Source organism: Bacillus sp. FSL W8-0223 (assembly GCF_038006805.1).
In the GTDB taxonomy this organism is placed as follows: domain Bacteria; phylum Bacillota; class Bacilli; order Bacillales; family DSM-4216; genus Bacillus_O; species Bacillus_O smithii.
Map to the genome: position 1 here is coordinate 2,793,440 of NZ_JBBOVX010000001.1, position 12,464 is coordinate 2,805,903.

The following is a 12,464-nucleotide window of genomic DNA, read 5'->3' on the forward strand; positions in this document are numbered from 1 at the left end:
CCATCCCTTCATTTTCTTTTGTTTTTGGCTAAAATAAAAATCGGTTCCAGCTTGCCATTTTCATACAAAAATGACAAAGCCGTAATCGGTATCCGTCCGTTGGCAAAAAAGCTCATCGTCATATTAGCCAATATGTCATATCCGGTTTCATTGCGAATATCCCCGATGATCAGCACATCTGCATGAGGCACGGAGACAGTCATCACACCTTCGACTTTCTCCTCCATCTCAGAAAGCCATTTTTCGTTTAAAATTCGGCTTGAATCATAACCGTCATTTGTATTTAAAAAATAAAAAACATTATCCGCTACCTCATCTTTTTTAACGGAAGTAGAAAGGGAGCGGGCGTTGAATTTCGCCGTCTCTCTCACTCTTCTGGCATCCCAGTTTTCCTTTTCCAACAGTTCCTTATCAATCAACCGATAAGTAGTCCCCATATCAAGGGCATAATATATTCTTGTTTCGGCCGTATGATCATCATACAAAAAAGGTACGCCTTCTTTCGCTTCCTTTGGAAAAGATGTGGAGCGAATAACCGGATAAATGTACTTTTCTCTTTCCGATAAGCTTGGTTCTTTTCCCATGACAGCCAGCGCTTCATTGACATAGTAAACAACCTCATCGATTGCCTTCTCTTTCATTGTTTCACATCTGCCTAAAATGGGCGGGAGTGAAACGTTAACCCCTTTTCTCGTTTCTTTGTCCTCAATTCGTAAAACATCTTTTTCCCGATCAAATGTAAAAAGGCGGTTTTCTGATTTTAATCGTTTTTCCAATTCCTTTCGCAGCGCTTTACTGTCCAATGAATTTTCCTCCTGTCCAAAGGAACTTATTTTTGGAGGCTGTCAATAAACTGATCCACTTCTTCTTTTGTTTTACGATCTCTGCTGACAAACCTTCCAAGCTCTTTCCCGTCTTCATAAGCAATAAAACTAGGAATTCCAAAAACGTCTAATTGTTGGCAAAGGTCGATATATTCATCCCGGTCAATATGGACAAACGTATAATCCGGGTGCTCTGCTTCAATTTGAGGAAGAAAAGGTTCCAAAAAGCGGCAATCTCCGCACCATTCTGCTGAAAAAAGAAAAATGTGTTTTCCGTTATTTTTAAGTTCTTCAAATTGTTCTAATGATTTTAATTCTTGCATCCTTTATTCCTCCTGACCATTCTCATTTAATAAAAATTAGAAATTGAATCCTTTAAAAACACACGGAGAAAGATACATCCGAATCTATCATAAGATTATCATAAACTACCCAGTAAAATGAAGAATAGCGCTCACCATGCCGCAAAAAACTTCATTCGTTTTTTAAAGCCACCGAGCGCTTCGTTCTGATCGACAAGCAAAGATCCCTTTTGCTTGAAATTCGAAAACCTGCCAAGAGTTACCCAAAAAAACAAAAATTTACTTCAACAAACAAACCGGGGCTTCAATGGCTATATCCTTATAAGAGTAAGATCTTACCTTTCATTCTTTCGGTACAGCCATTGTCCGAGGAGCAGCTTCATCACATGGAAAAACATGTCTTTTCTCGTGACAAGCCCGTTTGTAAAGATGCCAACTGCTCCTTCTTTTTCACGAATTTGTTTTCTGCGGCAAAATTCATCCATCACCGGTCCCAACTCTTTCCCCGCTCTTAATCTTTCGGCAATCTCTTTCGGCAAGAGAATCCGAGCTCCTCCGGCCACGAGGGACTCTTTTCCTTTTTCCGCCAGAGCTCCCCAGTTACAAAGCAAAAGACCGTGTGGCGTTTCCGTTACGCCGCCTTCCAAACCGATTCCGACATCAGCATTTTCCGCCAACAGCGATCTTTCCGCTCGTTGAATGGCTCCTCTTATGGTTTCCTCATCCGAAAAAGGCTGATTGCTTACCCCCGATTCGACGTCAACCGAAAGTACTTCGGCACTCAATTGAACAAATTGGATTCCTTCTTTCACGGCAGCGATTTTTGCTGCATTTTTTGACCCCACCGCTATTTTCACGGATTGCCACTCCCTCTGTCTCAACCAAACCACTTTCTCTATAAATGAAAAACCTTTCCGTTCCGGCAGTCACATCTTTTAGAAAAATCCATTCATGGATGGAATGTCTACCAATATTCCATTACCCGTTATTCCGAATGGCCTCAACCGTTGATTGATCACATGAACGAACTAGCTTAATCAACAATTCTTTGGCAGCTTGGTAATCATCTACATGAATCATCGAGGCGTGCGTATGAATATAGCGGGAGCAAATCCCGATCACCGCACTCGGGACGCCTTCATTGGACAAATGCACTCTTCCGGCATCCGTCCCTCCTTGTGAAACAAAAAACTGATAAGGAATTTGATTTGATTCTGCCGTATCGAGAACGAATTCTCTCATTCCTCTATGAGTTACCATCGTCCGGTCATAAATACGAATCAAAGCCCCTTGACCCAATTGGCCAAATTGATTTTTATCTCCGGACATATCATTGGCGGGACTTGCATCCAACGCGAAGAAAATATCCGGCTTAATCATATTGGCAGCTGTCTGCGCACCTCGAAGGCCGACTTCTTCTTGAACAGTCGCTCCAGAATAAAGCGTATTAGGAAGCGTTTCATCTTTTACTTCCTTCAACAATTCGATGGCAAGCCCACATCCATAGCGATTATCCCAAGCTTTGGCTAAAATTTTCTTTTGATTAGCCAATGGAGTAAATGGACAAATCGGCACGGCAAACTGCCCCGGTTTAATGCCAATCCGTTCCGCATCTTCGCGGTCGTCCGCTCCAATATCAATGAGCATATTTTTTATTTCCATCGGTTTTTTCCGCTGTTCTTCACTTAACAAATGGGGAGGAATGGATCCAATCACACCGATTACCGGTCCGTTCTCCGTTATAATTTGTACACGCTGCGCTAACAGCACTTGATTCCACCAGCCTCCCAGCGGCTGAAATCGGAGCATTCCGTTATCCGTAATCGAAGTAATCATAAATCCTACTTCATCCATATGACCAGCTACCATCACGACAGGTCCGTTTCCTTTTTTGACCCCAAAAATACTCCCTAGCCGATCTTGCACTACTTCATCAGCGTATTGAGAAAGCTGTTCCTTCATAAATGCACGTACAGCATGTTCATTTCCGGAAGCTCCCGGAAGTTCGGTTAATTGTCGAAACAATTCCAACGTTTCTTGATTCATGAGATCATGCTCCTTTTCGTTGTTGCAAAACTATGTACATCGTTATTTTACAAAACTTTGAAACCCTTTTCCAATTGAGCCTCCCCTGCCATATGGCGAATTTTTCAAATTCATGTATACTGAAAATAGTAACTTTTTTGGGGGTGTGCTCATGAGAATTGGGTGGAAGTCTTTTACATTAGGTGCAGTCGCCGGTGCAGCAGGCGCGTTGTTTGCCCAAAAAGCGGTAACGTCCTCGCCTACCGTTGCAGCTGAAAAGGTCCTTGCCCGCGTCAAAGAAGCCTTTAACAAAGAAGGAATCATTGAAGGGTCATGGATTCAAATGAAACCGGAACAATATCAAAAACTTGGAATTGACACAACTGTTTATAAAGGCGGAATTTCCAGAAGACGGGATGGCGAATTGGAGCAGTATGAATTTATTGCCGATGCCAGCACCGGAACCATTATGGACGTCTATCGCCTCTCCTGATCGCTCGCCAACGGGTTCGGTCCGATCGTTCCCGTTGGCACTGACAAAACGCTTTCCCACTTCGAAAACGGACAGTTGATTTGTGGAAAAATCATCTCTTTTTTTTCGGTTTTGTTAAGGCCCCTTTTTAAAGCAAAACTTCATTCTCCTCTGCCTTTTTTGCCGGAAACTGCACTTCACAGCGATAAATTCTATTTCCTTTTTGCGAAAATTTTTCTTCATATTCGGTCATGACATTTTCTTGATAATCGCTGTTGTGAAGATCAAGACTCACATCCTTTAAAATAAGACCGTACTGCGAGAAGCTGACAAGCGAGTATTCAAACAATCCTTGATTATCCGTTTTCATGTGGATCTCGCCGCCATCCGCCAAAATTTCCTCATAGGCTTTCAGAAAATTTTTGTAAGTCAATCGCCGTTTTTCATGTCGTTTCTTTGGCCAAGGATCTGAGAAATTCAAGTAAATTCTTTCGATTTCCCCATTGGCAAAAAAATCGGTTAAATGTCCGGCGTTCACATTCAACAGCTTTACATTCGGCAATTCTGCTTCTATTACTTTGTCAAGCGCAGATACAATCACGCTTTCTTGCAGTTCAATTCCAATAAAATTGACATCAGGATGCAATCGAGCCATCCCCACAATAAACTGTCCTTTTCCTGTGCCAATTTCCAAATGGATCGCCTGATCATTTCCGAACATTTCCCGCCATTTTCCTTTTTGCTTTTCAGGTTCAGGAATCACATATTGTGGATATTGCCGAATTTTTTCTTTAGCCCAAGGTTTGTTTCGTAAACGCATTAAAAATCCCCCACTGTCTATTCGTTCATAATCTTCATGCATAAAAAAAAAAAGAATTCCCGACACTAAAATAAGAGAATTCCTTATATGATGCGAAAGAAAGGATGAGTGCCATGCCTTTAACATGGAAGGATCAAGCACAATTATTAAGAGATATTTTAAGCGACCATCAACTGGATTGTTGCGGAACCGTCTCGGAATGCGAACAGCTCGAAAGACTGGCAAAATCGTTGATGGCCAATGCAAACGTTGATCAAGGTGTCAAATCAACATTGCAGGAAATTTATCAATACAGCCAAGATGGTCAATATACACAACATTTGGATGAGCACATCCAAGCCCATCAAAACCACTTATCTCAATGGGTCAGCGATATAGACCAATTGTCTTAACACGATCATAAGATGTTATGGAGAAAGGTAAGCCAGCGGTTCATTTCATGAAAACGGCTTTTATCTTTATGCCATTGAATAGATAATATGGTTTGCATCACCACATACCATTTCATCCGCAATTGAAGGTGAGTAGTCAGTTCCATTCCGTACAACCTAAGCCACTCTTCCCAATCATTTCCGGGGATATAACAATATAGAAGCATGCCCAAATCAATGGCCGGATCGCCTATAAGAGGGCGGTCCCAGTCAATCAAATACAAACGATTGCCTTCGGAAAGCAGCCAGTTGTTATGGTTGACATCTCCGTGGCAAACGGCATAATCGTCATAGCGAATGAACTTGACCTTTTTTTGCAGAAACTCAAAGGCTTTTTGAATGGTAGGATGCTGCAGCAAATTCAAGTCAATTCCATCTTGGACTTCCAGCAACAGCTTTTCCGGCTGAACCGGGCGCTTTTCAAGTCGCTCCAGCATTGTCAAAAGCGGTTTAGATGTATGAATTTTTTTTAGTAATTTCGTCACCCTTCTGTCCACCATCTCATCAGGAGACAGCTCTCTGCCGTTCAGCCAATGCTGGGCGGTAATCACATCCCCGCTTTCTAACCTTTTCGTCCACACAAGTTTGGGAACGATTCCCTCAGCTGACAAAGCAGCAAGAAAAGGCGAAGAATTTCGCTTTAAAAAAAGCCTCTGTTCTTCATGCTTGGCAAAAAAAGCTTCGCCGGTAAGTCCTCCGGCGGGGATAATCTCCCATTCTTGATCAAACAAATGTTCCAATTTATTTAATTTTATTTTGGCAGCTTTGTCCATACGCTCTTTTCCCGATTGATTATCCATCTTATTGCGCAATCCGATTCTCCTATATTTTTAAGCTTTCCGTCCGTTCGATCCAAACGGGCAAGCTACCACTGAATGAAATCATTCCAAGTAAAACGATCATACTCTATTCCATTCAGCTTTCCTTCAATTCAACATCCGCTTTTCAATTGAAACTACTTTTTAAATTTTATCTTCTTTCGAGTGTTTTCGTCAAGATGCCGTCCAAAACGACTTCAGCACAATGCGAAGGCAATGGTCCGACCAATGACCAATGGACTTCGCTTGAAAAAGCAGAGGGTCCCTTTTTCTCATCACAAGCAAAATAGGGGTTCGATTTTAAAGGACAATTGCCTCAAAATGACCGTTATGTCCAACTAACCATCAACAGTCCCCACTGACGGAAGTTTCGCTTTCCTCGTGTTGAAAGGATCTAAACTCATCATTTAAAAAAATAGAAACAAGTTCGCGCAAAAAAGACTTGCCGCTTTCTAAATTATTATTCTTTCCCATAGCATGAACAGAGACGATAAAAAAGATTCCTGCTATTGAACACATACATAGCAGCTAATAGGAGAAAGGACAAGCGTCTTTTCCACTTCTCGGATTGGTTGAATGCCTGCACGGTTCTCATCCGCAATCACTTTCCAAGCAGACTCGCCGGGAAGAGCCATTTCTCCAGACAATTCATTCGGATAAAACACGACGAGAATCTTATTCCAAGGTCCCTTGCCGCCCACGTCGTCCATTAAAACTGATACGATTCCCTTCCTTACTGTCCATTTTTTCAAATGCTTTCGGATCTCCTCAGCAGTTTGCAAGCGGAAAGCTCCATGATTTTTCCGAATTTCAATCAAACCTTTTATATAATCAACGGCGTCTTTATAATTCTCCTTCCTGCTCCAATCCAGCCAATTGATTTCATCTTCGCTGTTATAGCTGTTTCCAACCCCTTTTTTTGTCCGAAAAAACTCTTGGCCGCTGTGAAGAAAAGGAATCCCCTGGGAAAGCAAAACCATAGCAGTAGCTAAAAGGTGGCGGCGACGGTTTTCCTCCTCTTGGTTTGGAAAACAAGCCATTAACTTATCCCACAAAGTATGATTATCATGGCATTCGACAAAATTTACAGATTGCAGCGGCTCTGTAAATATTCCCGTTCTGCCTTCTAAAGGGATGCTTGCGCACACCGCATGGAAAGCTTTTTCATACATATCCAGCTTTCCAAGAGCAAAGCCTTTGTCCGAAAGATGAAATACGCCCCCCTTTACGGAGTCGCGGAAAAAATCATTAAACTGGCCAATTTCGGGAAGTATATGCTGATTATGAAGCGCAGCTTTTTGCTTTCGGGGGAGCGGCGTCGGCAAATCCCATCCTTCCCCGATGATAAGACAGTCCGGCTTGTAAGAGCGAGCCACTTTTACTGCTTCTTTCATCGTTTCTACATCGAGAATACCCATTAAATCAAAACGAAACCCGTCAACATTATATTCTTTCAACCAAAACTCAATGGAATCCAGAATGAATTTTCGAGCCATCAGACGTTCAGAAGCAAAGTCATTTCCAACTCCGGTGCCATTGGACGGCCGCCCGTTTTCATCAAAACGAAAATAATACCCCGGAACAAGTTGTTCGAAAGCGGAGCTCTCCCGTTCATACAAATGGTTGTAAACAACATCCATTATGACTCGCATTCCTTCAGAGTGAACGGCTTCAATCATTTCCTTTAACTCTAGAATCCGATTGTAAGGGTTTTGAGGCTCACTTGCATAAGATCCTTCAGGTACGTTATAAAATAGAGGGTTATACCCCCAATTGTATGATTCTTCCGGTTTTTCGTCAGAAACGCCGTAAAAATCGTGAAAAGGAAGAAATTCGATATGGGTGATTCCTAAATTTTTGATATAAGATAAACCCGTTATTCCTCCCGTCTTTCCTCTCGTATTTTTTTCCGCAACTCCTAAATATTTTCCCTTGTTCTTTACTCCGCTGTCAGGATGAATGGTGAGATCTCTAATCGATGTTTCGTATATGATTGCATTGACGGGCGATCCAAAAGACGGAGGAGAAACTCTTTTAACATTGGTTTTGCCGAGATCGACGACGCAGCTGTACTCGCTGTTCAGACTGACTGCTTTTGCATATGGATCAGCCGCTTTTCTCCATTCTCCATTTATAAAAACTTCGTAATAATAGCAAGATTGTTCCCAATCGCCTTTCACGACAGCAGAAAAAACTCCTCGTTCTTCCCGAATGAGCGAAAACGTTTCCCAATTGATTGCCCCTCTTCTTTTTACATGGACTTTCGCCTCTATCGCTGCCGGCGACCATATTTTAAAAACGGTCCTTTCCTTTGTATAATGAGCTCCCAAATCTTTTCCCTCATAAAAAAACATTTGGTCGAACTCTTTCGTACGAATAACTTTGCCGACAAGTAATAACGTTTCTTGCCCTCTTTCATCCAAAATATAATGACTTTTCCCGAAAACCGGAACCACCGGAGATTCGCAACGATATGTTCTGCCGTATTCTGAATCCAGTTTCTCCAATATGTTCAAGTCAATTATGGCATCTTCCGTTTTTAGTCGAAAAGAAGACGATTCTCCTTGAAAGTAATCGTATGAAAGAAAAATAGTGAAGACATCCAACTCATCTTGGTAGGCATGAAACGATTGATTTTTAGGAAGCATACATCCTTCTTTCCTTTCCACTGTTTCAGTCCTTGCTCCCGCTTAACGGATCATTAGCCAAGGAGACGGTGCCGCCCATTCATTTATAAAAATTCTTTTTGTCATCTGAGCACTCTGAAAGTGGAAATGTTTTTATCATCATTTTCTTTACTGACTTGTCAACAGAAACCTATACAACGCTGAAAAATTACAGCCGGATGATGAAATTGATCCGATTATACAGCTAAAAGAATCCAGCTTTTGCCCCCTCTGATCGAATTTTATCTAACGGTCAGGCAGTTGGTGATAAATGAAAAGCACAGCTTTTGTGCTTTTCAAAGTGTTCTATCTTCTGCTTCATCTCCGATTTCAATTTCATGATCTGGCCATTCCGCCTCATCGTCCCACTCCGGCCTATTGATGCTGTTGGTTTCCGCAAATTCCAAAACGGTTTTGGCTGCTTTTAACTGTGTCATTTTTAACGGGGAACGGAACTCTCTCATCGATTCAAACCATTTCGGATAGCTTTTTTTATCGAAAATGTGGAGATCAAAAGGAGGAGATGGATAATCAATGTAGCCGTTTCGCGATATGACCGCTTTTTTCACCGGAAAATCCACATTGTACGTACGAAATAACTTAGACACGATGACCCCCATTCTTTGCAAAGAAAGAACCGGACTTAACACTTTTTTCTCTTTTTTTCCTATTTTTTTGATCCAGAATCGATCCGATGATCCAAAATAAACAGCCCGGTTTTCCTCCTCCAAAAAAGTAAGACACCATAGTTCAGTGGGCGTCAACAGGAGAACATCCAATTCGACCGGCGCCTTTTTCAAAGCCAATATCGGCTTATACATGACGAGAAACGTATCTGGAAATCTTTGCAGAAAATATTTTAAGCGTTCATCATAAAAATATTTGTAATCAATATATGATGTTTCTGTTAAAGTGGAACTTGCCCACTTGATTTGAAATTCAAACAGCTGATCGAGAAAAAATTGTTTTAACTCCAATTCGTTCATATTCGAAAGATCCATTTGAAAAAAGGGAGACTCTTTCTTTTCATTTTCCCCTTCATCCATCGAAAAATTCCTTTTTCGAAACATATTTTTCAATTTATGGAACATATTTGTTTTTTCCTTGTTCTCATCTTCATAAAAAAGGGATTCCTCTTGCGCCCACCCCTCATGCTCCTGTTTTTGCATTTCGCTCCAATTCACAAACTTGTCCCACTGTTGTTTTTTTAATCGGATAAATTGGGATGGGTAACGGTACACATCTTGTTGATATCGAGACACATAATCTTGGAGCTTAATTAACTGAGCCATTTCCTTTCGATTCCTTTCCTTCCTTATTTTCGAAACAAAACCGGACAATTTCTTCATACATGGGCGAACGGTCTAAATGGGTCTGATACAACACCACTGAGTCTGCTTGAAAAATATGGGAAGGTGGTTTGGCGTACAAAAAACCGGTTGCATCTGTAAACGAAATATCCCCATTCCATTTTTTCGCCAGCGTAATATGAGGGCGGAATGGTTTAGAATCCAACTGAAAACCTGCCTCTTTCGCAGCTTGGAATACTTGTTTTTGAATATCGAAGAGGCGGTTGTTCTGTTTGGTTCCTGCCCAAAAAATTCGGGGAGATTCTTTACGGCCGAATGTTCCGATAGAGTCAATCTGCACGGAAAAAGGCGGCGTTTTTTCGACGATCCGTTTTACTGTATCCACCGCTTCTTGTAACGGCTTTGGATCTGCGTCGCCTAAAAAAGCGAACGTAATATGATAATCGTTCGGGTGCACCCAACGTTTGAACGGCAATGAAAATTGGCGCCGCCAAGAATACAAATATTCTTTTGTTTCATCAGGCAGCCTTAAAGCAAAAAAATAATGAGTTTTCACTTCCACCACTCCTATGATTGGCCCTCCAGCACATGATGTCTAAAAATCGAGCCACTATCCCAAAATAATAATTACATTGTATCAAAAAATGGGAAAAAGTATAAAATCTGCAAAAGTTGATTAGACCTCTAAGAATAGGTATGATGAATAATGAAGATTAGAAAGGAAGGCGTAAACAATGAAGATCGTTCAAAACATAGCTGATCTAATCGGCGATACACCTTTGGTAAAACTAAACCGTCTTAATCCCAAAAACGGGGCCGATATTTACTTAAAGCTGGAATATTTCAATCCGAGCAAAAGTGTAAAAGACCGCGCCGCGTATAATATGATTGTGGAAGCAGAAAAAGCGGGACTGTTGAAAAAAGGATCCACCATTATTGAACCAACGAGCGGCAATACCGGCATTGGTCTAGCGATGAATGCAGCGGCTAGAGGATATCGCGCCATTATCGTGATGCCGGATACCATGACAAAAGAGCGCATTAACTTATTAAAAGCATACGGCGCCGAAGTCGTTCTGACTCCAGGAAATGAAAAAATGCCCGGAGCCATCAAAAAGGCGAAAGAATTGGCTGCGGAAATACCAAATAGCTTTATCCCCATGCAATTTGAAAATCCCGCCAACCCGGATGCCCATCGCCGCACTACCGCTATCGAAATCGTTGAGGCCATGAAAGAACTCGGAAAAGAGTTGACGGCTTTTGTAGCGACATCCGGTACTGGAGGAACGATTACCGGAACCGGTGAAGTACTGAAGGAACACTATCCCAATCTCAAAATCCATGTTGCCGAACCTTATGGATCGCCGGTATTATCGGGCGGAAAACCAGGAAAACATAAACTTGTAGGGACAAGTCCGGGATTTATTCCTGCCACCTTGAATACGGAAGTATATGATCAAATCCATTTAGTAAAAGATGAAGAAGCGTATGAAATGACCCGCAAGTTGGCCAAAGAAGAAGGTATTCTTGTCGGCCCTTCATCCGGTGCTGCTTGCTTTACTGCCATCAAAGTGGCAAGTGAGCTTTCAAAAGATGACGTCGTTGTTTGTATGACAGCTGATACAGGCGAACGTTATTTATCAAGCGACCTTTTCCGATATTAATCATTCGTGTCTGTCCACCAGCAGTGTTCCTTACTCTCCACGGATTATAGGGAAAATCCTGCTGGACCCATCAAAAATAACGGAAAAACCACGTTTTTGCCGAACCTTTTGGTGGGGTATTTTTCCATCCATATTTTTGCCCACGGAATTCGCAAGGGGTCACATTCATAAAAAAGCCAAAGCCTTCTATCTCTTCTGAAAAGCTTTGGCTAAACCACTATTCTTTCTTTTCCTGTTCAATCTCTATCCTTCAGTAATTTTACTTAAAGCTTCGATTTCTTTTTCTAACAACTCCTGTATTTTTAACGTAACCGCACCTGGTTTTCCATCAGCCACCGGCTTCTCGTTTACTTCCACAACAGGAAGAACTTCGGACGTAGTGGAAGTAAGAAATACTTCATCTGCTTGCAGCAGTTCTTGTTTCGTAAACGGCTTCTCGTCCACTTGAATGCTGTTTGCTTGGCATAACGAAATGACTACCTGCCTAGTAATTCCGTTTAAAATCAAGTTGTTTGCCGGATGTGTTTGCACAACTCCTTGTTTCACAATAAAAATATTGGAAGAGGAGCCTTCCGTTACAGTTTCTCCACGATGCAGCACCGCTTCATAGCACCCCTCGGAAGCCGCTTTTTGCTTCGCCAGTAAATTTCCCAGCAAATTTAAACTTTTAATATCGCATCGCAGCCAGCGAATATCTTCCACAAACAGCGCTTTCACGCCATATTTTCTTTCCTTGTCAGGCCTTTCGAATGATTTAGTATATGCCACCACAACAGGTAAAACGCTTGAATCAGGAAAGGCGTGAGCTCTAGGAGACGCACCGCGTGTCAATTGTAAATACACGCTTCCTCCATCCAACTCATTTTTCTCAATTAATTCTTCAAGCAAGGCTTTCCATTCATCATTTGTATAAGGATTTTGAAGGGAAATTTTTTCCGCACTTGATTGAAGGCGAGACAGATGCTGATCGACAGCAAACATTTTACCATGATAAACCCTGATGACTTCATAGATTCCATCGCCAAATTGATAGCCGCGGTCTTCAATATCCACTTTGGCTTCTTTTCTCGGCAAAAACTCCCCATTTAACAGTACCCATTCCATCGGTATCTCCCCCATTCCCTCTTCATTG

The 12,464-nt window shown here is 41.8% G+C and carries 13 protein-coding genes; 3 read left to right on the forward strand and 10 right to left on the reverse strand.

Translation table 11 applies throughout. The features are described 5' to 3' along the window. Positions 1 to 8 precede the first annotated feature (8 nt). From NST81_RS13430 to NST81_RS13445, 4 genes are all read right to left on the reverse strand, one after another. Positions 9 to 803, reverse strand: a complete 795-nt coding sequence (locus NST81_RS13430; protein ID WP_341030069.1) for a DUF1444 domain-containing protein — start codon at positions 801 to 803, stop codon at positions 9 to 11. 26 nt (positions 804 to 829) lie between these two features. Continuing rightward, positions 830 to 1,147: a thioredoxin family protein gene (locus NST81_RS13435; protein WP_341030070.1), complete on the reverse strand. Its 318-nt coding sequence runs from the start codon at positions 1,145 to 1,147 to the stop codon at positions 830 to 832. 314 nt (positions 1,148 to 1,461) lie between these two features. Continuing rightward, the gene (locus tag NST81_RS13440) at positions 1,462 to 1,983 is read right to left on the reverse strand and encodes a DUF84 family protein (protein WP_341030071.1); all 522 of its coding nucleotides are present in this window, start codon (positions 1,981 to 1,983) and stop codon (positions 1,462 to 1,464) included. Positions 1,984 to 2,104: 121 nt separating this feature from the next. Beyond that, positions 2,105 to 3,172 (reverse strand): M42 family metallopeptidase, encoded by a 1,068-nt coding sequence (locus NST81_RS13445; RefSeq protein WP_048623850.1) that lies wholly within the window; start codon positions 3,170 to 3,172, stop codon positions 2,105 to 2,107. 157 nt (positions 3,173 to 3,329) lie between these two features. On the opposite strand from NST81_RS13445, the gene NST81_RS13450 reads away from it, so the two are divergent. After that, entirely contained in the window at positions 3,330 to 3,644 is a 315-nt protein-coding gene (locus NST81_RS13450; protein ID WP_040342037.1) for a PepSY domain-containing protein, read from the forward strand. A 127-nt stretch (positions 3,645 to 3,771) separates the two neighbouring features. Here the strand turns inward: NST81_RS13450 and trmB are convergent, their stop codons facing one another. Beyond that, the gene (gene trmB / locus NST81_RS13455) at positions 3,772 to 4,443 is read right to left on the reverse strand and encodes a tRNA (guanosine(46)-N7)-methyltransferase TrmB (RefSeq protein WP_341030072.1); all 672 of its coding nucleotides are present in this window, start codon (positions 4,441 to 4,443) and stop codon (positions 3,772 to 3,774) included. A 113-nt stretch (positions 4,444 to 4,556) separates the two neighbouring features. Between trmB and NST81_RS13460 the strand changes: the two genes are divergently transcribed. After that, positions 4,557 to 4,835: a YtzH-like family protein gene (locus NST81_RS13460; RefSeq protein WP_003355696.1), complete on the forward strand. Its 279-nt coding sequence runs from the start codon at positions 4,557 to 4,559 to the stop codon at positions 4,833 to 4,835. A gap of 5 nt (positions 4,836 to 4,840) precedes the next feature. Here NST81_RS13460 and NST81_RS13465 read toward each other — a convergent pair whose 3' ends face one another. The 4 genes from NST81_RS13465 to thpR all read right to left on the reverse strand — a co-directional run bounded on the left by NST81_RS13465 (position 4,841) and on the right by thpR (position 10,224). Beyond that, complete coding sequence (locus NST81_RS13465; RefSeq protein ID WP_048624514.1) at positions 4,841 to 5,614, reverse strand: phosphotransferase family protein; 774 nt, start codon at positions 5,612 to 5,614, stop codon at positions 4,841 to 4,843. A gap of 584 nt (positions 5,615 to 6,198) precedes the next feature. Then, positions 6,199 to 8,340: a type I pullulanase gene (gene pulA / locus NST81_RS13470; protein ID WP_341030073.1), complete on the reverse strand. Its 2,142-nt coding sequence runs from the start codon at positions 8,338 to 8,340 to the stop codon at positions 6,199 to 6,201. Positions 8,341 to 8,654: 314 nt separating this feature from the next. Next, positions 8,655 to 9,650, reverse strand: a complete 996-nt coding sequence (locus tag NST81_RS13475) for a hypothetical protein (RefSeq protein ID WP_048623853.1) — start codon at positions 9,648 to 9,650, stop codon at positions 8,655 to 8,657. Continuing rightward, positions 9,634 to 10,224, reverse strand: coding sequence for an RNA 2',3'-cyclic phosphodiesterase (gene thpR, locus NST81_RS13480; protein ID WP_244878007.1), 591 nt, complete (start codon positions 10,222 to 10,224; stop codon positions 9,634 to 9,636). Before thpR ends, NST81_RS13475 begins: the two co-directional genes overlap by 17 nt. A 178-nt stretch (positions 10,225 to 10,402) precedes the next feature. Here thpR and cysK point away from each other — a divergent pair, with 178 nt between their 5' ends. After that, positions 10,403 to 11,332, forward strand: coding sequence for a cysteine synthase A (gene cysK / locus NST81_RS13485; RefSeq protein ID WP_003355701.1), 930 nt, complete (start codon positions 10,403 to 10,405; stop codon positions 11,330 to 11,332). 243 nt (positions 11,333 to 11,575) lie between these two features. Here cysK and dat read toward each other — a convergent pair whose 3' ends face one another. Further along, a complete protein-coding gene (gene dat / locus NST81_RS13490; protein WP_048623854.1) occupies positions 11,576 to 12,436 on the reverse strand; it encodes a D-amino-acid transaminase in 861 nt (286 codons plus the stop codon). Positions 12,437 to 12,464: the final 28 nt, after the last annotated feature.